This window comes from Streptomyces sp. NPDC046876 (assembly GCF_040645035.1).
Lineage (GTDB): Bacteria > Actinomycetota > Actinomycetes > Streptomycetales > Streptomycetaceae > Streptomyces.
Genome location: NZ_JBEYXK010000057.1, coordinates 1 through 20913, shown reverse-complemented (window position 1 = coordinate 20913; position 20913 = coordinate 1). Strand labels below are relative to the sequence as shown.

The 20913-nt window shown below is 71.0% G+C and carries 20 protein-coding genes and 1 riboswitch; of the genes, 17 read left to right on the top strand and 3 right to left on the bottom strand.

What is annotated here, in order from left to right:
• The first annotated feature begins 7 nt into the window (after positions 1–7).
• The 4 genes from coxB to ABZ924_RS25340 all read left to right on the top strand — a co-directional run bounded on the left by coxB (position 8) and on the right by ABZ924_RS25340 (position 4472).
• Positions 8–982: a cytochrome c oxidase subunit II gene (gene coxB, locus ABZ924_RS25355; protein WP_361914030.1), complete on the top strand. Its 975-nt coding sequence runs from the start codon at positions 8–10 to the stop codon at positions 980–982.
• Positions 979–2703 (top strand): cytochrome c oxidase subunit I, encoded by a 1725-nt coding sequence (gene ctaD, locus ABZ924_RS25350; protein WP_361914027.1) that lies wholly within the window; start codon positions 979–981, stop codon positions 2701–2703. The genes coxB and ctaD overlap by 4 nt, the downstream gene beginning before the upstream one ends.
• Positions 2700–3098 (top strand): cytochrome c oxidase subunit 4, encoded by a 399-nt coding sequence (locus ABZ924_RS25345; RefSeq protein WP_361914025.1) that lies wholly within the window; start codon positions 2700–2702, stop codon positions 3096–3098. Before ctaD ends, ABZ924_RS25345 begins: the two co-directional genes overlap by 4 nt.
• A 129-nt stretch (positions 3099–3227) precedes the next feature.
• Positions 3228–4472, top strand: a complete 1245-nt coding sequence (locus ABZ924_RS25340) for an Ig-like domain-containing protein (RefSeq protein ID WP_361914022.1) — start codon at positions 3228–3230, stop codon at positions 4470–4472.
• 94 nt (positions 4473–4566) lie between these two features.
• Here the strand turns inward: ABZ924_RS25340 and ABZ924_RS25335 are convergent, their stop codons facing one another.
• On the bottom strand, positions 4567–4968 hold the full coding sequence (locus ABZ924_RS25335; RefSeq protein WP_361914019.1) for a hypothetical protein: 402 nt from the start codon (positions 4966–4968) through the stop codon (positions 4567–4569).
• Positions 4969–5155: 187 nt separating this feature from the next.
• Here ABZ924_RS25335 and ABZ924_RS25330 point away from each other — a divergent pair, with 187 nt between their 5' ends.
• From ABZ924_RS25330 to ABZ924_RS25300, 7 genes are all read left to right on the top strand, one after another.
• Positions 5156–5776: a heme-copper oxidase subunit III gene (locus ABZ924_RS25330; protein ID WP_361914016.1), complete on the top strand. Its 621-nt coding sequence runs from the start codon at positions 5156–5158 to the stop codon at positions 5774–5776.
• 78 nt (positions 5777–5854) lie between these two features.
• Entirely contained in the window at positions 5855–6664 is an 810-nt protein-coding gene (locus ABZ924_RS25325; protein ID WP_361914014.1) for a c-type cytochrome, read from the top strand.
• Positions 6661–7722 carry a Rieske 2Fe-2S domain-containing protein gene (locus tag ABZ924_RS25320; RefSeq protein ID WP_361914011.1) on the top strand — a complete coding sequence of 354 codons (1062 nt, stop codon included), beginning with the start codon at positions 6661–6663 and terminating at the stop codon, positions 7720–7722. Before ABZ924_RS25325 ends, ABZ924_RS25320 begins: the two co-directional genes overlap by 4 nt.
• Positions 7719–9344, top strand: a complete 1626-nt coding sequence (locus ABZ924_RS25315) for a cytochrome bc complex cytochrome b subunit (protein WP_361914008.1) — start codon at positions 7719–7721, stop codon at positions 9342–9344. The genes ABZ924_RS25320 and ABZ924_RS25315 overlap by 4 nt, the downstream gene beginning before the upstream one ends.
• A 161-nt stretch (positions 9345–9505) precedes the next feature.
• Complete coding sequence (gene trpD, locus ABZ924_RS25310; RefSeq protein WP_361914005.1) at positions 9506–10570, top strand: anthranilate phosphoribosyltransferase; 1065 nt, start codon at positions 9506–9508, stop codon at positions 10568–10570.
• Between the two features lie 98 nt (positions 10571–10668).
• A riboswitch (SAM riboswitch) is annotated at positions 10669–10785 on the top strand.
• Between the two features lie 232 nt (positions 10786–11017).
• Positions 11018–12445 carry an aminotransferase class V-fold PLP-dependent enzyme gene (locus tag ABZ924_RS25305; protein WP_361914002.1) on the top strand — a complete coding sequence of 476 codons (1428 nt, stop codon included), beginning with the start codon at positions 11018–11020 and terminating at the stop codon, positions 12443–12445.
• Positions 12446–12527: 82 nt separating this feature from the next.
• Complete coding sequence (locus ABZ924_RS25300; RefSeq protein ID WP_361913999.1) at positions 12528–12899, top strand: hypothetical protein; 372 nt, start codon at positions 12528–12530, stop codon at positions 12897–12899.
• A gap of 26 nt (positions 12900–12925) precedes the next feature.
• On the opposite strand, the gene ABZ924_RS25295 is transcribed toward ABZ924_RS25300, so the two are convergent.
• Positions 12926–13207, bottom strand: coding sequence for an Lrp/AsnC ligand binding domain-containing protein (locus tag ABZ924_RS25295; protein WP_114057247.1), 282 nt, complete (start codon positions 13205–13207; stop codon positions 12926–12928).
• Positions 13204–13929: a rhomboid family intramembrane serine protease gene (locus ABZ924_RS25290; protein WP_361913996.1), complete on the bottom strand. Its 726-nt coding sequence runs from the start codon at positions 13927–13929 to the stop codon at positions 13204–13206. Before ABZ924_RS25290 ends, ABZ924_RS25295 begins: the two co-directional genes overlap by 4 nt.
• Positions 13930–14056: 127 nt before the next feature.
• On the opposite strand from ABZ924_RS25290, the gene ABZ924_RS25285 reads away from it, so the two are divergent.
• The 6 genes from ABZ924_RS25285 (at position 14057) to ABZ924_RS25260 (ending at position 20730) form a co-directional block, all read left to right on the top strand.
• Entirely contained in the window at positions 14057–14296 is a 240-nt protein-coding gene (locus tag ABZ924_RS25285; protein WP_249771655.1) for a hypothetical protein, read from the top strand.
• A gap of 43 nt (positions 14297–14339) precedes the next feature.
• Positions 14340–15704: an NYN domain-containing protein gene (locus ABZ924_RS25280; protein WP_361914089.1), complete on the top strand. Its 1365-nt coding sequence runs from the start codon at positions 14340–14342 to the stop codon at positions 15702–15704.
• Positions 15705–15994: 290 nt separating this feature from the next.
• Positions 15995–17020 carry an NlpC/P60 family protein gene (locus ABZ924_RS25275; RefSeq protein ID WP_361913993.1) on the top strand — a complete coding sequence of 342 codons (1026 nt, stop codon included), beginning with the start codon at positions 15995–15997 and terminating at the stop codon, positions 17018–17020.
• A gap of 273 nt (positions 17021–17293) precedes the next feature.
• Positions 17294–18343, top strand: a complete 1050-nt coding sequence (locus ABZ924_RS25270; RefSeq protein WP_361913991.1) for an NlpC/P60 family protein — start codon at positions 17294–17296, stop codon at positions 18341–18343.
• 25 nt (positions 18344–18368) lie between these two features.
• Positions 18369–19550 carry a hypothetical protein gene (locus ABZ924_RS25265; RefSeq protein WP_361913988.1) on the top strand — a complete coding sequence of 394 codons (1182 nt, stop codon included), beginning with the start codon at positions 18369–18371 and terminating at the stop codon, positions 19548–19550.
• Between the two features lie 37 nt (positions 19551–19587).
• A complete protein-coding gene (locus ABZ924_RS25260; RefSeq protein WP_361913985.1) occupies positions 19588–20730 on the top strand; it encodes a glycosyltransferase family 4 protein in 1143 nt (380 codons plus the stop codon).
• The last annotated feature ends 183 nt before the right edge of the window (positions 20731–20913 follow it).

The following is a 20913-nucleotide window of genomic DNA, read 5'->3' as shown; positions in this document are numbered from 1 at the left end:
GCGCTACGTGAGTCCCTACGGCTCCGACCGCTCGCCGCGGCGCCCGATGCGGCGGAAGCTGCTGCAGGCGCTGACTGCGGGCGTGGTTCTGGCGACCGCCACTGGTTGCTCGTACACATGGAAAAACTTCCCCCGCCTCGGAATGCCCACCCCGGTCACGGAGGAGGCGCCTCGCATCCTCTCCCTGTGGCAGGGGTCCTGGGCGGCCGCTCTGGTCACCGGCATCCTGGTGTGGGGCCTGATCCTGTGGAGCGTCATCTTCCACCGGCGCAGCCGGACGAAGGTGGAGGTCCCCCCGCAGACCCGGTACAACATGCCCATCGAGGCGCTGTACACCGTGGTCCCGCTCATCATCGTCTCGGTGCTGTTCTACTTCACCGCCCGTGACGAGTCGAAGCTCCTCTCGCTCACCCCGAAGCCGGCGCACACGATCAACGTGATCGGCTTCCAGTGGAGCTGGGGCTTCAACTACGTCGAGAACGTCGACGGCGACGCGGCGACCCCGAAGGCCGGTGAGGTCCCGAAGGAGCTCTCCCGGATCCCGGACCGCTTCACCAAGGACTTCCCGGCGGGCGCCGAGGGCGTCTACGACAAGGGCATCCCGGGCGACCGCAACCCGCAGACCGACAACCCGGGGCCGACCCTCTGGCTGCCCAAGGGCGAGAAGGTCCGCTTCATCCTGTCCTCGAACGACGTCATCCACTCCTTCTGGGTGGTGCCGTTCCTCTTCAAGCAGGACGTCATCCCGGGCCACACCAACGTCTTCGAGGTCACGCCCACCGAAGAGGGCACGTTCATGGGCAAGTGCGCCGAGCTCTGCGGCGTCGACCACTCCCGGATGCTCTTCAACGTCAAGGTCGTGTCCCCCGAGGCGTACCGGGCGCACCTGAAGGAACTGGCCGAGAAGGGGCAGACCGGCTTCCTGCCGGCCGGCATCAAGCAGACTGACCCGGCCCGGAACGCGGAGACGAACAAACTGTGAGCATCCTCAACGAATCCCAGGGTGCCGCCGCCGACTCGTATGAGAACGAGCTGCCGGTGCGGCGCAAGCAGCCGGGCAACGTCGTCGTGAAGTGGATGACCACGACCGACCACAAGACCATCGGTACGCTGTACCTGGTCACGTCGTTCGTGTTCTTCCTCATCGGCGGCATCCTGGCGCTGTTCATGCGTGCCGAGCTCGCGCGCCCCGGCATGCAGATCATGTCGAACGAGCAGTTCAACCAGGCGTTCACCATGCATGGCACGATCATGCTGCTGATGTTCGCCACCCCGCTCTTCGCGGGCTTCGCCAACTGGATCATGCCGCTGCAGATCGGTGCGCCCGACGTGGCGTTCCCGCGGCTGAACATGTTCGCGTACTGGCTGTACCTCTTCGGCTCGACCATCGCGGTGGCCGGCTTCGTGACGCCGAACGGCGCCGCCGACTTCGGCTGGTTCGCCTACTCCCCGCTGTCGGACGCGGTCCGCTCGCCGGGCATCGGCGCCGACATGTGGATCATGGGTCTGGCCTTCTCCGGCTTCGGCACGATCCTCGGCTCGGTCAACTTCATCACCACGATCATCTGCATGCGCGCGCCCGGCATGACGATGTTCCGCATGCCGATCTTCACCTGGAACGTGCTGCTGACCGGTGTCCTGGTCCTGCTCGCCTTCCCGGTCCTGGCCGCCGCGCTCTTCGCGCTGGAGGCCGACCGCAAGTTCGGCGCCCACGTCTTCGACGCGGCCAACGGCGGCGCACTGCTGTGGCAACACCTCTTCTGGTTCTTCGGACACCCAGAGGTGTACATCATCGCCCTGCCGTTCTTCGGCATCGTCTCCGAGATCATCCCGGTCTTCAGCCGCAAGCCGATGTTCGGTTACATCGGCCTGATCGCCGCGACGATCGCGATCGCCGGCCTCTCGGTGACCGTGTGGGCCCACCACATGTACGTCACCGGCGGTGTGCTGCTGCCGTTCTTCTCCTTCATGACCTTCCTGATCGCGGTCCCGACCGGTGTGAAGTTCTTCAACTGGATCGGCACCATGTGGAAGGGCTCGCTGTCCTTCGAGACCCCGATGCTCTGGACGATCGGCTTCCTGGTCACCTTCACCTTCGGTGGTCTGACCGGCGTCATCCTGGCCTCGCCCCCGATGGACTTCCACGTCTCCGACTCGTACTTCGTCGTCGCCCACTTCCACTACGTCGTCTTCGGCACCGTGGTGTTCGCGATGTTCGCCGGCTTCCACTTCTGGTGGCCGAAGTTCACGGGCAAGATGCTGGACGAGCGCCTCGGCAAGATCACCTTCTGGACGCTGTTCATCGGCTTCCACGGCACCTTCCTGGTGCAGCACTGGCTGGGTGCCGAGGGCATGCCGCGCCGCTACGCGGACTACCTCGCCGCCGACGGCTTCACCGCGCTGAACACGATCTCGACGATCAGCTCGTTCGTGCTCGGCCTGTCGTTCCTGCCGTTCATGTACAACGTCTGGAAGACGGCCAAGTACGGCAAGAAGATCGAGGTCGACGACCCGTGGGGCTACGGCCGTTCGCTGGAGTGGGCGACGTCCTGCCCGCCGCCGCGGCACAACTTCCTCACCCTGCCGCGCATCCGCAGCGAATCGCCGGCGTTCGACCTGCACCACCCTGAGATCGCGGCCCTCGACCACCTCGAGGACCACGGTGCGAAGGCCGTGACCGGTGGCAAGGAGGCCGGCAAGTGAAGATCCAGGGCAAGATGTTCCTCTGGCTCTCCTTCTTCATCCTGATCATGGCCGTCGTGTACGGCGTGTGGTCGAAGGAGCCCGTCGGAACCACCGCGCTCTTCCTGGCCTTCGGCCTGAGCGTGATGATCGGCTACTACCTGGCCTTCACGGCCAAGCGCGTCGACGAGATGGCCCAGGACAACCTGGAGGCCGAAGTCGCCGACGAGGCCGGCGAGCTGGGGTTCTTCTCCCCGCACAGCTGGCAGCCGCTGTCGCTCGGCATCGGCGGTGCGCTCGCGTTCATGGGCGTCATCTTCGGCTGGTGGCTCATGTACTTCTCGGCCCCGATCATCCTGATCGGCCTGTGGGGCTGGGTGTACGAGTACTACCGCGGTGAGAACCAGAACCAGTAGCAGCACCGGCAGTACCACGCGGCGCAGAGCCGCACCTGGGGCCCGGACACCTCGAACAGAGGAGTCCGGGCCCCTCGTTTGGAGTCACCCCGCGCGCCATGATTTGCGTACTTTCATAGCGTGGGTCCCATGAAGCACTCACCGCGTCTTCGGACCGCACTCGGCTGCACCGCGCTGGTCGCGTCCCTCGGTGCCGGCGCCACCGCGTGCGGAGGCCGTGACAACCCGCTGTCCGCCCGCCCGTACGACGCGGGACAGCAGATCACCTTCAACCAGGCCGCCGACCGCCGCCCCGTCGACCCCGACAAGCCCCTCGAGATCACCGCCAAGGCGGGCTCGGGCCGGATCACCGACGTGACCGCCGTGGACACCCACGGCCGCCGTCTCGCGGGCGAGCTCACCGCCGCGGGCGACCGCTGGCACAACACCGCCCCGATGGCGGCCGGCGTGCACTACACGGTCCAGGTCAGCACGGAGGACCAACGCGGCGCTCCAGGGCTGCGTACGCTGGCCTTCGACACCAGCCCGGCCAAAAAGGTACTGGCGGTCGAATTGGGCCCGGCCACGGGCAAATACGGCGTCGGACAGCCCATCACGGCCACCCTCAGCGAGCCCGTCAAGGACAAGGCGGCCCGCGCCGTCGTCGAACGCGGCCTGGTCGTCGACACCCCGCCCGGGGTCGAGGGCTCCTGGTACTGGGTGGACGACAAGCACGTCCACTTCAGGCCCAAGGAGTACTGGCCCGCCCACACGACCGTCTCCGTACGGAGCAACCTGGAGGGCGTCCGGATCTCCGACCACCTCCACGGGGCCGGGAGCAAGCCGGTGAAGCTGGAGATCGGCGACCGCGTCGAGGTCACCACCGACGCCGCCGCCCACTCCCTCACGTTCCGGCGCAACGGAGAAGTGATCAACACCATTCCGGTGACCACCGGAAAGCCCGGCTTCTCCACCCGCAACGGGGTCAAGGTGGTGCTCGGCAAGCAGTACTTCGTTCGGATGCGCGGCGACACCGTGGGCATCGGCGGCAGCGAGTACTACGACCTGCCCGTGTACTACGCGACCCGGGTCACCTGGAGCGGTGAATTCGTCCACGCCGCCCCCTGGTCCGTCGACTCGCAGGGCTACGAGAACGTCAGCCACGGCTGCACCGGCATGAGCACGGGCAACGCCGCCTGGTTCTACGAGAACATCACCGAGGGCGACGTCGTGAAGGTGATCAATTCCATCGGCGCCGACATGGACGTCTTCGGCAACGGCTTCGGCGAGTGGAACATGGACTGGAAGCACTGGCGCGAGGGCAGCGCCCTGCTCAAGGGCACCCAGGACGGCCGCAGTCCGATCGACCAGGCCCGCCTGCGCCCGCAGGTCTGAGCCCCGGCCTCTCCCGCGCCGGGCACCGAGCGCGAGGGCCGGGCCCCGGTGCCCAGGAGCCCGTACGGGGCCCTGCGCACCGGGGGCCGTCGTCCTAGGCGTCCAGCGACAGCCGGGAGCGCAGCAGGGCCGCCAGTGCGTCCGCGAACTCCACCGGGTCGACCGGAAGGGTCACCGCCGCATCCGCGCGGCTCCACGTGGCCAGCCAGGCGTCCTGCGGACGCCCCATCAGCAGCAGTACCGGAGGGCAGCGGAAGACCTCGTCCTTGATCTGCCGGCACACCCCCATGCCCCCGGCCGGAACCGCCTCGCCGTCCAGCACGCACACGTCGATCCCGCCCGCGTCCAGTTCGCTCAGGACCGCCGGCAGCGTGGCGCACTCCGTGAACTCGACGGGCGGCAGGTCCGCGGCCGGCCTGCGCCCGGCCGCCAGGCGCACCTGCTGCCGGGTGTTCGCGTCGTCGCTGTAGACCAGAACCCGTGCAGTCGACCGCATTTCGTTCCTCCACGGTGCCGTGAATCACGTTGATGTTGCGCGGGATGCTACTCCTCCCGACCCGGTGTCAACATCGGTTCGCACACCCTCGCGAACGGTGCTCCGATGGGCCGTTCGGGCCTTGCACACGGCCCTGACACTCCGAACGGCACCCCCCGGGGTGAGGGCGGGATAAGCGACCGACATAATGTCGGTCGTGGCGACAGCAACGACAGTAGATACCGGGCACGCGCACCCGACGGTCAATCGACCGAACCTCGTCAGCGTCGGAACGATCATCTGGTTGAGTTCCGAGCTGATGTTCTTCGCGGCCCTCTTCGCGATGTACTTCACCCTGCGATCGGTGACGGGCGCCGAGTACTGGACAGAGCAGGCCTCGGCCCTGAATCTGCCCTTCTCGGCGACGAACACCACGATCCTGGTGCTCTCCTCCCTCACCTGCCAGCTCGGCGTCTTCGCCGCCGAGCGCGGTGACGTGAAGAAGCTCCGGACGTGGTTCATCGTCACGTTCATCATGGGTGCGATCTTCATTGGCGGCCAGGTGTTCGAGTACACCGAGCTGGTCAAGCACGAGGGCATCTCCCTCTCGTCCGGTCCGTACGGTTCGGTCTTCTACCTGACCACCGGCTTCCACGGACTGCACGTGACGGGCGGTCTGATCGCCTTCCTGCTGGTCCTCGGCCGGACGTACGCGGCCAAGAGGTTCACCCACGAACAGGCCACGTCGGCCATCGTCGTGTCCTACTACTGGCACTTCGTCGATGTCGTCTGGATCGGCCTCTTCGCGACGATCTACCTGATCAAGTAGCGGGAACACGTCGCCGGGCGCCGCCCGGCACTCCATCCAGAAACACCGACGCAGAAGATCCTGACACCGGGGTAATCCGTGAAAAAGCTCTCCGCACGACGACGCCATCCGCTGGCGGCGGTCGTCGTTCTACTCCTCGCGCTGGCGGCCACTGGGGGGCTGTACGCCGCCTTCGCCCCTGCGGGCAAGGCGCAGGCCGATGAAACCGCCCAGTCCCTCGCCATCGAGGAGGGCAAGAAGCTCTACGCCGTGGGTTGCGCAAGCTGCCACGGAACCGGCGGTCAGGGAACCACTGACGGCCCCAGCCTGGTCGGCGTCGGCTCCGCAGCCGTCGACTTCCAGGTGAGCACGGGCCGCATGCCCGCCCAGCAGCCCGGCGCCCAGGTGCCGAAGAAGCCGGTGATCTACTCCCAGGCGCAGATCGACCAGCTGGCCGCGTACATCGCCTCCCTCGGCGCCGGCCCGATCACGCCGACCGAGAAGCAGTACTCCACGGTGGGTGCCGACGTCGCCAAGGGTGGCGAGCTGTTCCGCAACAACTGCGCGCAGTGCCACAACTTCACCGGTGAGGGCGGCGCCCTGACGAACGGCAAGTACGCCCCCAACCTCGAGGGCGTCGAGCCGAAGCACATCTACGAGGCCATGCTCACCGGCCCGCAGAACATGCCCTCCTTCCCGGACAGCACCATGCCGGAGAAGCAGAAGAAGGACATCATCGCGTACCTCCAGCACGTGAACGGCGAGAAGTCGGTCAGCCCGGGCGGCCTCAAGCTCGGCGGCCTCGGCCCCGTCTCCGAGGGCCTCTTCGGCTGGATCTTCGGTCTGGGTGCGCTGATCGCTGTCGCCGTCTGGGTCGCGGCCCACACCGCTAAGGCCAAGAAGTCATGAGTAGCCAAGACATTCCCGAAGACAAGCACCTGCCGAGCGAGCAGGGCGACGCGCACCACGGTGGTGTGGCGGTCGCGGACGACCCGTTCGCCGACCCCGGCCTCCCGGTCCACAAGCCGCGTATCCAGGACATCGACGAGCGGGCCGCCCGGCGCTCCGAGCGCACCGTGGCGATGCTGTTCACGCTGTCGATGCTGGCCACGATCGGCTTCATCGCCGCCTACGTGAGCATCCCGGTCGACAAGATCGTGTTCATCTTCCCCATCGGGAAGGTGAGCGCCCTCAACTTCGCCCTGGGTCTGACGCTCGGCGCGGCCCTCTTCTGCATCGGCGCGGGCGCGGTCCACTGGGCCCGCACCCTGATGTCCGACGTCGAGGTCGCCGACGAGCGCCACCCGATCGCCGCCCCGGCGGAGGTCAAGGCGAAGGTCATGCAGGACTTCGCCGACGGTGCGAACGAGTCCGCCATCGGCCGCCGCCCGCTGATCCGCAACACGATGCTGGGCGCGCTGGCCATGCTGCCGCTGTCCGCCGTCGTGATCATGCGCGACCTGGGCCCGCTGCCCGAGGACAAGCTGCGCAAGACCGTGTGGGCCAAGGGCAAGCTGCTCATCAACCAGAACACGATGGAGCCGCTGCGTCCCGAGGACGTCCAGACCGGTTCGCTGACCTTCGCCATGCCCGAGGGCCTGGAGGAGGCGCAGCACGACTTCCAGACCCAGATCGCCAAGGCCGCCCTGATGATCGTCCGGATCAAGCCGGAGGACATCAAGGACAAGCGGGAGCTGGAGTGGTCCCACGACGGCATCGTGGCCTACTCGAAGATCTGCACCCACGTCGGCTGCCCGATCAGCCTGTACGAGCAGCAGACGCACCACGTGCTCTGCCCGTGCCACCAGTCCACCTTCGACCTCTCCGACGGCGCCCGTGTCATCTTCGGCCCGGCCGGCCACGCGCTTCCGCAGCTGCGGATCGGCGTGAATGGTGAAGGCTTCCTCGAGGCGCTCGGCGACTTCGAGGAGCCCGTCGGTCCTGCATTCTGGGAGCGCGGCGCATGAGCACTGCCACTGACACGAAGCGCAAAGCGCCCGCCGGCGAGCGCGTAGCGGACTGGGCGGACGGCCGCCTGGGCATCTACAGCCTCGCCAAGGCGAACATGCGCAAGATCTTCCCGGACCACTGGTCCTTCATGCTGGGTGAGATCTGCCTCTACAGCTTCATCATCATCATCCTCACGGGTGTGTACCTGACGCTGTTCTTCCACCCGAGCATGAACGAGGTCGTGTACCACGGCTCGTACGTCCCGATGCAGGGCGTCACGATGTCCGAGGCCTTCTCCTCGACGCTCGACATCAGCTTCGACGTCCGCGGCGGTCTGCTCATCCGGCAGATCCACCACTGGTCGGCGCTGATCTTCGTCGCGGGCATGGTCGTGCACATGATGCGCGTCTTCTTCACCGGCGCGTTCCGCAAGCCGCGCGAGGTCAACTGGATCTTCGGCTTCCTGCTGCTGGTCCTCGGCATGTTCACCGGCTTCACCGGTTACTCCCTGCCGGACGACCTGCTCTCGGGCACCGGTGTCCGCTTCATGGAAGGCGCGATCCTGTCCGTGCCGGTCATCGGCACGTACCTGTCGTTCTTCCTCTTCGGCGGCGAGTTCCCCGGCGGCGACTTCGTCGCGCGGTTCTACTCGATCCACATCCTGCTGCTGCCCGGCATCATGATGGGCCTGCTGGTGGCCCACCTGATCCTGGTCTTCTACCACAAGCACACCCAGTTCGCGGGTCCCGGCAAGACGAACAACAACGTCGTCGGCATGCCGCTGCTGCCCGTCTACATGGCCAAGGCCGGAGGCTTCTTCTTCCTGGTCTTCGGTGTCATCGCGGCCATCGCGGCGATCGCCTCGATCAACCCGATCTGGGCGCTCGGCCCGTACCGCCCGGACCACGTGTCCACCGGTGCGCAGCCCGACTGGTACATGGGTATGCCGGAAGGCCTGATCCGTGCCATGCCCGGCTGGGAGATCAACCTGTGGGGCCACACGCTGGTGCTCGGCGTGTTCATCCCGCTGCTGCTCTTCCCGCTGGTCCTCGGCGCGATCGCGGTGTGGCCGTTCATCGAGTCCTGGGTCACCGGCGACAAGCGCGAGCACCACATCCTGGACCGCCCGCGCAACGTCCCGACCCGTACCGCGTTCGGTGTCGCCTGGATCGCGGAGTACATCGTGCTCCTCATCGGCGGCGGCAACGACATGTTCGCGCAGTACTTCCACCTGTCGATCAACAACATCACCTGGTTCGTGCGGATCGGCTTCTTCGTCGTCCCGGTGCTCGCGTTCATCGTCACCAAGCGGATCTGCCTGGGTCTGCAGCGCCGCGACCACGACAAGGTGCTGCACGGTCGCGAGACCGGCATCATCAAGCGCCTGCCGCACGGTGAGTTCGTCGAGGTCCACGAGCCGCTGTCGCAGGACAAGCTGCACACGCTGACCGCGCACGAGCAGTACAAGCCGCTCGAACTCGGCCCGACGGTCGACGAGAACGGCGTCGAGCGCAAGGTCGGCCGCATGGAGAAGCTCCGCGTGAAGCTCAGCAAGGGCCTCTACGCCGAGAACAACCAGATTCCGAAGCCCACGGTGGAGGAGTACAAGGAGATCCAGAGCGGCCACGGCCACCACTGATCCCGTAGGGGACTGATTCCGGTCAGTTCCGGTGTCGCCACGGCGAGAGCCCCGTCCAGGGTCTGGACGGGGCTCTTTGCCGTGTTCCGGGCTGGATAGGCTGAAGCCTTCAAGACCTCTTCATTCGACTTCATTCGACGGTGGACCCTCAGGAGCGGACCATGAACGTTGTGACCCCGGCAGGCGGCGACAGCGTGGCGGCCCCCACCTGGCCGGGCGTCCTCGACGCCCTGCTCGGCGGCCGGGACCTGCACGCCGACGACACCGCCTGGGCGATGGACCGGATCATGCGGGGCGCCGCCACCGACGCCCAGATCGCCGGTTTCGTGGTGGCCCTGCGGGCCAAGGGGGAGACCGTCGAGGAGATCAACGGCATGGTGCGCGCGATGTACGCGCACGCCAACCTGATCGAGGTGCCGGGCCGGACCGTGGACATCGTCGGCACCGGCGGCGACGGCGCCAAGACGGTGAACATCTCCACGATGTCGTCCATCGTCGTCGCCGGCACGGGCGCCAAGGTCGTCAAGCACGGCAACCGGGCCGCCTCCTCGGCGAGCGGGGCCTCCGACGTGCTCGAGAAGCTCGGCGTCAACCTCGACCTCACCCCGGTGCGGGTGGCCGAGGTCGCCGAGGAGGCAGGCATCACCTTCTGCTTCGCGGTGAAGTTCCACCCGGCGCTGCGGCACGTCGCCGCCGCCCGCCGGGAGCTCGGCATCCGGACCACCTTCAACTTCCTGGGCCCGCTGACGAACCCGGCCCGGGTGCGGGCGCAGGCCACCGGCGTCGCCGACGCCCGCGTGGCGCCGATCGTGGCGGGCGTGCTGGCGGAGCGCGGCTCCTCGGCGCTGGTGTTCCGCGGGGACGACGGCCTGGACGAGCTGACGACGACGGCGACCTCCCGGGTGTGGTGGGTGCGCGACGGCCGCGTGCAGGAGCAGCCCTTCGACCCGCGCGACGTGGGCATCGGCCTGGTCGACGTCTCCGAGCTGCGCGGCGCGGACGCCTCGTACAACGCGGACGTCGCCCGCCGGCTGCTGGCCGGCGAGACCGGCCCGGTGCGCGACGCGGTCCTGCTGAACACGGCGGCCGCCCTGGTGGCGCTCGACCCCGGCTCCGGCTCCCTGGAGGAGCAGATCCGCGAGGGCATCGCCCGCGGGGCGGAGGCCATCGACTCCGGGGCCGCGCGGGCCGCCCTCGAGCGGTGGGTGGCGGCCAGCAACGCGTGAGCTGACGGATCCCTTCCGTCGATTTCCGGCCAGGCCCCGGTCCCAGCATGCGGACCGGGGCCTTGTGCGTGCGGGATCTTGTGGCAGGATGCTGCCCAGGTCACGAGTGACAGCGTTTTGGCCCCGGCTTGCTGTCCGGCAACCCTCCTTCCGTGGCGGGGTGCCCCGGGTGATGACCAGGCCGCAGGCAACAAGGTCTGCGGCAAGCGCGGATCCCTCGACACCAGGGGTCCTGGTCTCTCGAGGAGCGTTTTTCCGTGAGCAAGCGAATGCGATAGGGCGAATCCGCCCCTTCTTCACCCCTCGGAACAGGGTCCTCTTCGCGTACCCGCACCCCTTCCGAGACCTTTCCCCGTACCCCGGACGACGGCCGGCCCGTAGCGCCGCCGTACCCGCCCACGGGTGACCTCCGAAGCCATTCCGCCCTGCCTGCCGGGAGAATCCGCCATGTCCGCATCCCTGAACGCCGCGCCCACCGCTGTCGCCACCGCCACCGCCACCGCCGCCTGCGACCCCGCCCGTACCGAGCCGCTCGCCGTGCTCGGCCGCGACGTCACCGTCCCCCTCGTCACCGGCGGGGAGGTCACCTATGCGGCCCTGGACTATGCGGCGAGCGCCCCGGCCCTGCAGCGCGTGTGGGACGACGTGGCCGCGTACGCCCCCTACTACGGCAGCGTGCACCGCGGCGCGGGCTACCTCTCGCAGCTGTCCACCGACCTGTTCGAGCAGAGCCGGGACGCGGTCGCCGCGTTCCTGGACTGCCGCCCGTCCGATCAGGTGATCTTCACCCGGTCCACCACCGACTCCCTGAACCTGCTGGCGGCCGCCCTGCCGGCCGGCTGCCGGGTCTTCGTCTTCGAGACCGAGCACCACGCCTCGCTGCTGCCGTGGGACGACGCGCAGGTCACGTACCTCAACGCACCGCGCACCCCCGGCGAGGCCGTGGCCACCCTGGAGCAGGCCCTGGCGGACCGAGACCCGTACGGTCCCGCGCTGGTGTGCGTGACCGGCGCCTCCAACGTCACCGGCGAGCTGTGGCCGGTGAAGGAGCTCGCCGCCGCCGCGCACGCCCACGGCGCGCGGATCGTCCTCGACGCCGCCCAGCTGGCCCCGCACCACCCCGTCTCCGTGCAGGAGCTGGACGTGGACTGGGTGGCCTTCTCCGGGCACAAGCTGTACGCGCCCTTCGGCTCAGGCGTGCTGGCCGGCCGGGCCGACTGGCTCCAGCAGGCCGAGCCGTACCTGGCGGGCGGCGGCGCCTCGCGGCGGGTCACCCGCCGCGAGGACGGCGGCGTCGAGGTCGAGTGGCACACCACGGCCGCGCGCCACGAGGCCGGCTCCCCGAACGTCATCGGCGTCTACGCGATCGCTTCGGCCTGCCGGGCCCTGACGGAGGCCGGCTTCGACGCCCTCGTCGCCCGCGAGCGCCACCTGATCGCGAAGGTCCGGGCCGGCCTCGCGGACGTCCCGCAGGTGCGGATCCTGTCCCTCTTCGGCGACGAGGCCCCGCGGGTCGGCGTGATCTCCTTCGTGGTGGACGGCTGGAACAGCTCCCACTTCGCCGCCGCCCTGTCCGCCGAGTACGGCATCGGGGTGCGCGACGGCCTGTTCTGCGCGCACCCGCTGGTCCGCACCCTGCTGGGCAGCGCCCCTCAGGAGCCGGGCGAGTGCGGATCCCCGGAGGCGGCGCCCGGCGAGCTCCCCCAGACTTCGTCCGGGGTGACCCCCTCCCTGAACGCCATCCGCGTCAGCTTCGGCGCCGGCACCCCCGACGAGCACGTGGACCGCTTCGTCCGCGCCGTCAGGGAACTCGTCACCGAGGGGGCGAAGTGGCAGTACCGCACGGAGGAGGGCCGCTGCGTCCCGGCCGTGTGACACCCTGCCGCCGTTGCCCCTGGACGACCTACTGGGACCCGGTCCCGACCGTCCGCGCCGCCGCCGGCCGCGTCCTTGCGCAGTGGGGCGCGCCGGTGCTGGACTGGAGCGCCCCGGTCCCGGGCCGCCGGGAGAAGCGCAGCCGGCGCGACGCCTGATCTGCGCCGCCGAGGCCGATCCCTTCGCCGGCTACGGCGCCGATGGCGACCTGTACTGGACGCCGGAACCGGTCCGGGACTGGTGGCGCGAGCGGGGGCGGGTGCGCGAGTGGGCCGTGGGCGCGGCCCGGACCTGGTCGGCGTCGGCGAGCCCGTACGAGCGCGAGGCCGCCCTCGGGGCACGGGAGTACGTCGCGCACATCGACACCGGCCTCGGCGACTGCCTGCGCGGGTACGTCTTCCGGCTGGCCGAGGGCCGACCGGCCGGGCCGGGGGAGGCGCTGCCCCGGCTGTGAGCCGGGGGCGGTGCGGCGGACGGGCCCTACGCGTCCAGGCCGATGGCGAAGGCCGCTTCCAGGTCGTGCTGGGAGTAGGTGCGGAAGGCCACGTGGGTGTCGGTGGCCTCGACGCCCGGGATCTTGCTGATACGGCCCGGGATGATGTCCGCCAGGTCGTCGTGGCGGGCCACGCGGACCAGCGCGATGAGGTCGTACGTACCGGTGACGGAGTACACCTCGCTGACGTTCTCCAGCGCGGCGATGGACTCGGCGATCTCGGGGATGCGGTCCACGCTGGTCTTGATGAGCACGATCGCGGTGATCATGGCTGGCTGTCTCCCTCGGTGGCCGTCGCTGATCGCCTCACTCTAGTCGTACGCCGGTAGCGCCCCCACGCGTAGACGAAGCCGAGCGAGAAGCCCACCAGGTGGGCCAGGTACGCCACCCCCGGCCCGCTGCCCGCCCGGTGCGCCGCCAACCATTGCAGGGCGAACCAGAACAGCAGCACCAGCCAGGCGGGGAACCGCAGCGGCAGGAACAGCAGGAACGGGAACAGGCTCGTCACCCGCGCCCGCGGGAACAGGCACAGGAACGCCCCCAGCACCGCCGAGATCGCGCCCGAGGCGCCGACGAGGGTCTGGTCGGAGGAGGCGTTGGCGGCCGCGTACGCGGCGAGGGCCAGGTAGCCGGTGCAGACGTAGAAGCACAGGAACGCCGGGCGCCCCATCCGCTCCTCCGCCATGGCGCCGAAGACGTACAGGAACAGCATGTTCCCGAGCAGGTGCAGCCAGCTGCCGTGCACGAACAGCGCGGTCAGCGGGGTCAGCAGGGCCCGCCCGGACCCGGTGAAGAGCTCGTCCGGGACCACGCCCCAGCGCCGGAAGTACGCGCCCCCCGTCTCCAGGAGCCGCTCGCCGGTCCCGTAGGAGGGGTTCAGCCCCGACGCCGGGCCGAGCACGAACACCAGGCAGCAGCCGGCGATCAGGGCGTGGGTGGCCACCGGGCCCCGCGCGGCCTCGCGCACGGCAGCCCGCCACTTTACGATCATGCGATTGAGCATGACCCAACCGGCCCCGCCCTACGCACCGGCAGGCCGTAGGGTTACGTGCTGCGGTCCGCCGATTCGCGCAGACGGCGGCTTTAATTGAATCAGCTACGAAGGAGAGAGCGGCCCGATGACGGTTCCCCTGCCGACCGACACCACCCGGTGGCGCTGCACGCTGTGCGGCAACCTCACGCGCTTCGACGTCACTCGTTCGTCGAAGGTCGTGGAGTACGTACACCTGGATCTCGCCGGGGAGCCCAAGGTCGAGGAACGCGAGGTGGTCAGTGAGACCATCGAGTCGGTCCGCTGCCGCTGGTGCAACGCGGTGGACCAGATCGAACTCGTGGACAGGCCGGGCGCGGACTCCTGAGGGAGCCACGCCCTTTTCGGAAAGATCACGGTAGGGGTGACGGATTGTGGAGCCAGCAAGCGGCGCTGAGCCGGCCGATGCGGCCGGCGACGCCGCCGAGGTGCTCGACCGCCCGCTGCCGGAAGGCGTGCGGCGCCGGGTCGTCGCGCTCGTCTCGGACGCCTTCGGCGGACTGACGGTCGCGGACCTCCCGGCGCAGCTGCGCCAGTACGCCCGGTTCACCCCGACCCGGCGCGCCAAGTTCGCGGGCAACGCCATGGCCGCGGCCGTGGAGAGCGACGCCGTCTTCCGCGGCCGCGTCGCCGAGAAGGTGCGCGAGGCCCAGCCGGAGCTGGCCGGGGCGCTGGACGCCGGTGCGCCGCCCGCCGCCGCCGACCCGCTGGACGTGGCCGCGGCCGCGTACGTGCTGCGGCCGGCCGGCTGGGTGAAGCTGGTGGCCGCCGCGGGAGAGGAGGCGCAGCGCGCCGACGCCGAGCGGGCCGACGAGGAGACCCGGCGCGAACTGGACCGGCTGCGCGAGGAGCTGGCCCACGTACGGGACCTCCAGCGCGCCGGCGGGGAGCAGGTCCGCGCCGAGCTGGAGGCGGCGCGCAAGGAAGCCGAATCGCTTCAGCGCAAGCTGCGCAGCGCCCAGAGCGACGTCAAGCGGGGCGAGGCGGCGCTGCGCAAGGTGACCGCGGAGATCGACGCGATCCGCGCCGAGGCCGCCGCCCAGGTGGTGGCCGCCGAGAGCGAGACCCGCCGGCTGAAGTCCCGTCTGGCGGAGGCCGAGTCGGCGCTGGAGACCTCCCGCCGGGCCACCCGCGAGGGCCGCAGCGTCGAGGACATGCGGCTGCGGCTGCTGCTGGACACGGTGCTGGACGCGGCGCAGGGGCTGCGCCGCGAGCTGGCGCTGCCGCCGGTCTCGACGCGGCCGGCCGACACCGTGGACGCGGTGGAGCCGGGCCGGATGACCCCGAAGGACATCGCGGCGCGGGCCCTGTCGGAGACCGACCCGGCGCTGCTGGACCAGCTGCTGGCGCTGCCCCAGGCCCATCTGGTGGTCGACGGCTACAACGTGACCAAGACCGGCTATCCGACGATGCCGCTGGAGAAGCAGCGGCTGCGGCTGCTGGGCGGGCTGTCGATGCTGGCCGCGCAGACCGGCGCGGAGATGACCTGCGTGTTCGACGGGGCGGAGCTGGCGGCCCCGGTGCTGCTCGCGCCGCCGCGCGGGGTGCGGGTGCTGTTCTCCAAGCCCGGCGTGACGGCGGACGAGCTGATCCGCCAGCTGGTGCGTGCCGAACCGCCCGGGCGGCCGGTGGTCGTGGTCTCCACGGACCGCGAGGTGGCCGACGGGGTGGCGAAGGCCGGGGCCCGGCCCGTCACGTCCGCTTTGCTCCTGAAGCGGCTTTCGCGCGTTTCGTAACTCCTTGGCGGAATACGGCATTTCGCCGAGAGCTCGGCGAACGGACCGTCAAGTCGCCTGCACGGAGCGTGCGCCATAGGTAAAGAACCTGGTCGGAGCAAGGGATTTTTGCCGCGAGGATTTGAAGTGATCACAGCCGGGTCACTAGGGTCTGCTCAAACCTTCGTGCGGTAGATCACTCATTCGGGGTGACGGCGAAGGCGACGCCGGGGTGCGTGCGTGCGTTCGTCGCATGCGTTGGACTTTCCCGTTCCCCCCTCCGGCGGCACTGGAAGAAGGAGCTCGGCTTCGTGGCGTCCCACCGTCGACCCAAGCAGCCGACCCGCGCACGGGTGACCGTCCTCACCGCCACGGCCGCCGCAGCCGTCGCTCTCTCCGCGCACGCCGCCTCCGCCGCTCCCGGCGGACCGGGCAAGGACGAGGTCAAGGCCAAGGTCGACGCGCTCTACGAGGAGGCCGAGCAGGCCACCGAGAAGGCCAACTCGGCCAAGGAGCGGCAGGAGAAGCTGGAGAAGGAGATATCCCAGCTCCAGGACCAGGTCGCCCGCGGCCAGGAGGAACTCAACCAGCTGCGCAACACCCTCGGTTCGATGGCCAGCGCCCAGTACCGCACCGGCGGCATGGACCAGTCCGTCGCCCTCTTCCTCTCCGGCGACCCCGAGACCTACCTCGAGAAGGCCTCCACCCTCGAGCAGTTGACGGGCAAGCAGGTCGAGGCCGTCCAGCGCATCCAGGCCAAGCAGCGCAGCCTCGCGCAGCAGCGCCAGGAGGCCGCCGGCAAGCTCGCCGACCTCGACGCCACCCGCAAGGAGCTCGCCGAGAAGAAGAAGGCCTCGCAGGACAAGCTCGCCGAGGCCCAGGCCCAGCTGAACACCCTGACCGCGCAGGAGCGCGCCCAGCTCAAGGACGACGACAGCCGCGCCAGCCGCGGCGACGGCGACCGCGCCGACCTCGGCAACGTGAAGGTCTCCGGCCGCGCCGGGGCCGCCCTGGAGGCGGCCAAGACCAAGCTGGGCAGCGCCTACGTCTCCGGCGCCACGGGCCCGAGCGCCTTCGACTGCTCCGGGCTGACCCAGTGGGCCTACAAGCAGGCCGGTGTCAGCATCACCCGCACCACCTACACCCAGCAGAACGACGGCACGCGCATCGGCCGCAGCGAGCTCCAGCCCGGCGACCTGGTCTTCTTCTACTCGGACATCCACCACGTCGGCCTGTACGCCGGCAACGGGATCGTGCTGCACGCCTCGAACCCGCGCGGCGGCGTCAAGTACGAGTCCATCAACAACATGCCGTTCCAGTTCGGCGTCCGCATCTGACGCCCTGCGCCCGAGGGCCCGCGGCCCCGGCGCGCGATCCGGCGCCTGCGCGCGGGCGCGCCGTACACCGCCCATCCGGGCGAATTCGGCGGCCCCGACGTGACCCCGCGCCCCGCCCGTGACCTGCACACGGGCGGGGCGTCGCCGTGTGCGCCCCGCGGCGGTCGTTGGCCGGTGCCCGCCGCCGCGGCTACTGTCTGCCCCCGCGGAGCCCGGCACACGGCCGTCCACGGGGGCGGACCCGGTCCGCGCAGCGGAAGGGAGCGGTTTCACATGGCGTCCCATCGCCGGTCCGGTCTCGGCGGCCTCGACCGCGCCACCAAGGCCACCGTCCTGACCGCCGCGGCCACGGCCGCCGCCGCCATGACGGGCGCAGCCGCCACCGCGGCCCCGGCCCTGCCGCAGGAACCCCCTTCCGGCGCCCGCGCCCAGGTCGACCGGCTCTTCGAGGAGGCCGAACAGGCCACCGAGCGCTACAACAAGGCCGGCGAGCGGGCCGGTGAGCTGCGAGCCGAGATCGACCGGGCGCAGGACCAGCTGGCGCGGGGCCAGGAGCGCATCAACACCATGCGCGGCGTGCTCGGCGCCTTCGCCGGTGCCCAGTACCGCTCGGGCGGCATCGATCCCGCCGTCGAGCTGATGCTGTCGGACGATCCGGACGAATACCTCGAAAAGGCCTCCGCCCTCGACCGGTTGACCGGCCGCCAGGCCCAGCAGCTCGCCGAGCTGCGGGGGGAGCAGCGCCGACTGGGCCAGCAGCGCCACGAGGCCTCGCTCAAGCTCGCCGAGCTCGACACCGTACGCGCCGACGTGGCCCGCCAGAAGCGCGTCGTCACGGCGAAGCTCGCCGCGGCCCGCCGGCTGCTGAACGAGATGCCGGCGCAGGAGCGGGCCGACTACGAGCGGGCCTCGCGCTCCGGCGACCGCCCCTACGCCCTGCCGCCCGAGCTGCCCGCGCCCGGCTCCGGCGCCTCCTCCGGCCGCGCCGCCGCGGCCGTGCGGGCCGCCCGCTCCGCGGTGGGCCGCCCGTACGTCTGGGGCTCCACCGGCCCCACCGGGTTCGACTGCTCGGGGCTGATGGTGTGGTCGTACCGGCAGGCCGGCGTCTCCCTGCCGCGCACCTCCCAGGCCCAGCGGTACGCGGGCCGCCAGGTCCCGCTGTCCGAGGCCCGGCCCGGCGACCTGGTCACCTACCGCTCCGACGCCAGCCACGTCGGCATGTACGTCGGCAACGGCCAGGTCGTACACGCCCCCTACCCGGGGGCCCGGGTCCGCTACGACCCGGTCGGGATGATGCCCGTGTCCTCCGTCACCCGGCCCTGAGCGGGGCAGTGGCTACGATCGGCGGATGCCCCCGGTCCCTCCGGCCGCCGCCGTACGAGCCGCCCGCCCCCGCCGTCCCCTCCTCCGCGGTGTCCTCCGTCGCGCCGGGGTGCTGCTGCTGGTGGGCGGCCTGCTCGGCGGGTGTTCCGCGGCCCCGGCGCGCGACGCCGCGGAGCGGGACGTGCGGGCGGCCGTCGCCGCCTGGGCGCAGCGGCCGCCCGACCGGCTCGCCGGGATCCCGCTCGAGGGGTGGGCGTACGAGGTCGGCGCGGTCCGGCGGGACGGGGACCGGGCCACCGCGGAGGCCCGGCTCGACTACCGGCTCGCCGGATACGACACGGCCCCGGCCGGATCCGTCCGCGAGGTGCGCCTCGGCCGGTCCGGCGGGCGGTGGCGGGTTACCGGCGAGGGGCCCGGCCCCGGCGCCCCGCAGCAGCTGTGGGACCAGGGGCCGGTCTCCGCGGCCCGGGGCGCGCACGCACTGGTGCTGGGCACCGGCCGCGACGCCGGGGAGCTCTCCGGGATCGCGGCCGAGGCCGACCGGGCGGTGGCCGCGGCGGGTGCCGCCTGGCCGCGGCCGTGGGCGGGGCGGGTCGTGGTGCTGGTACCCGGCTCCACCCAGGGGATGGCGGCTCTGCTGGGCCGGCCGGCCGCCGACTACGCGGGCATGGCCGCGGTGACCACCGGCAGCACGGGCGCCGCGGCGGGCCCCGCCGACCGGATCGTGGTCAACCCGGCCGGGTACGCCGAGCTCAGCGCCGCCGGCCGGGGCGTCGTCCTGGCCCACGAGGCCACCCACGTCGCCACCCGCACCGCCACCTCCGCCCGGACCCCGCTGTGGCTCTCGGAGGGCTTCGCCGACTGGGCCGCCTACCGCGCCGGCGCCACCGCCCCGGCCGGAGCCGCGCCCGCCCTCGGCCGGGCCGTGCGCCGCGGGGAGCTGCCGGCGGAGCTGCCCCGCAACGAGGCGTTCGCCTTCGGCGGCGATCCGGAGGTGCTGGCGCGGGCGTACGAGGGGGCCTGGCTGGCCTGCCGGCTGATCGCACAGCGGTGGGGGGAGGAGGCGCTGGTCGGCCTGTACGAGCGCGCGGGGCGCGAGCCGCTGCCGGGCGCCCTGGAGGGCGTACTGGGTCTGGACGAGGCGGAGCTGACCCGGGCCTGGCAGGAGGCGCTGCGCCGGGAGGCGGCCGGGGTCCGACCGGGCTGACGGGCCCCTCCGGCCCGTCCGGTACTGTCGGCAGGCGATGCACAAGACGCTGATCGTGACCAACGACTTCCCGCCGCGACCGGGCGGCATCCAGGCCTTCCTGCACAACATGGCGCTGCGGCTGGATCCCGACCGGATCGTCGTCTACGCCTCCACCTGGAAGCACAGCGCGGAGGGCCGCGAGGCCACCGCCGCCTTCGATGCGGAACAGCCGTTCCAGGTGGTGCGCGACCGCACCACGATGCTGCTGCCGACACCGCGCGTGACGCGCCGGGCGGTGGGACTGCTGCGCGAACACGGCTGCGAGTCGGTGTGGTTCGGGGCGGCCGCCCCGCTCGGGCTGATGGGGCCGGCACTGCGGCGGGCCGGGGCGCGGCGGATCGTCGCGACCACGCACGGGCACGAGGCCGGCTGGGCGCAGCTGCCCGCGGCGCGGCAGCTGCTGCGGCGGATCGGCGAGGGCACGGACACCCTGACGTACCTGGGGGAGTACACCCGCTCGCGGATAGCGTCCGCCCTGACCGACGGGGCCGCGGCCCGGATGGTCCAACTGCCGCCGGGCGTCGACGAGAAGACCTTCCACCCCGGGTCCGGGGGCGAGGAGATCCGGGCCAGGCTGGGCCTGTCCGACCGGCCGGTGGTCGTCTGCGTCTCCCGCCTCGTCCCGCGCAAGGGCCAGGACACCCTGATCGAGGCCATGCCGCGGATCCTGGCGGAGGTGCCGGACGCGGTGCTGCTGGTGGTGGGCGGGGGGCCGTACGAGGCGGACCTGCGGGCCCTGGCCGTCGCGACGGGCGTCGCGGACTCCGTGGTCTTCACGGGCGCCGTCCCGTGGGCCGAGCTGCCGGCCCACTACGGCGCCGGCGACGTCTTCGCCATGCCGTGCCGGACCCGGCGGGGCGGGCTGGACGTGGAGGGGCTCGGCATCGTGTACCTGGAGGCTTCGGCGACCGGTCTGCCGGTGGTCGCGGGGGACTCGGGAGGAGCCCCGGACGCGGTCCTGGACGGCGAGACGGGGTGGGTGGTCCGGGGTGGCTCCCCGGCGGATGCCGCCGACCGCATCACGGCCCTCCTCCAGGACCCGGCCCTTCGCTCCCGCATGGGGGAACGGGGCCGTGCCTGGGTCGAGGAGAAGTGGCGCTGGGACCTCCTGGCCGACCGCCTCCGCGCCCTCCTGTAACGCCCGCCTGCCGCCTGGCCGCTGCCGCTGCCGGTTCCCGCTGCGCGGAGCCAGTCCCCTCCCCGCCCCTTCTCCCCCAGCTACCGCTGGGAGGTGCCCCCAGAAACCGGGCTCTGCCCGGACCCGGTTCCGGGGGGGGGGGGGCCCGGCGGCGGGGGAGGCGACCCAGGAATAAAAGACAAC

Coding starts and splice junctions, on each gene's coding strand:
- trpD (WP_361914005.1), top strand. CDS start 9,506: ATGAACGTTGTGACCCCGGCAGGCGGCGACAGCGTGGCGGCCCCCACC.
- ABZ924_RS25265 (WP_361913988.1), top strand. CDS start 18,369: ATGCCCCCGGTCCCTCCGGCCGCCGCCGTACGAGCCGCCCGCCCCCGC.
- ABZ924_RS25335 (WP_361914019.1), bottom strand. CDS start 4,968: ATGCGGTCGACTGCACGGGTTCTGGTCTACAGCGACGACGCGAACACC.
- ABZ924_RS25260 (WP_361913985.1), top strand. CDS start 19,588: ATGCACAAGACGCTGATCGTGACCAACGACTTCCCGCCGCGACCGGGC.
- ABZ924_RS25340 (WP_361914022.1), top strand. CDS start 3,228: ATGAAGCACTCACCGCGTCTTCGGACCGCACTCGGCTGCACCGCGCTG.
- ABZ924_RS25330 (WP_361914016.1), top strand. CDS start 5,156: ATGTCGGTCGTGGCGACAGCAACGACAGTAGATACCGGGCACGCGCAC.
- ABZ924_RS25270 (WP_361913991.1), top strand. CDS start 17,294: ATGGCGTCCCATCGCCGGTCCGGTCTCGGCGGCCTCGACCGCGCCACC.
- ABZ924_RS25285 (WP_249771655.1), top strand. CDS start 14,057: ATGACGGTTCCCCTGCCGACCGACACCACCCGGTGGCGCTGCACGCTG.
- ABZ924_RS25320 (WP_361914011.1), top strand. CDS start 6,661: ATGAGTAGCCAAGACATTCCCGAAGACAAGCACCTGCCGAGCGAGCAG.
- ABZ924_RS25305 (WP_361914002.1), top strand. CDS start 11,018: ATGTCCGCATCCCTGAACGCCGCGCCCACCGCTGTCGCCACCGCCACC.
- ABZ924_RS25295 (WP_114057247.1), bottom strand. CDS start 13,207: ATGATCACCGCGATCGTGCTCATCAAGACCAGCGTGGACCGCATCCCC.
- ABZ924_RS25315 (WP_361914008.1), top strand. CDS start 7,719: ATGAGCACTGCCACTGACACGAAGCGCAAAGCGCCCGCCGGCGAGCGC.
- ABZ924_RS25290 (WP_361913996.1), bottom strand. CDS start 13,929: ATGATCGTAAAGTGGCGGGCTGCCGTGCGCGAGGCCGCGCGGGGCCCG.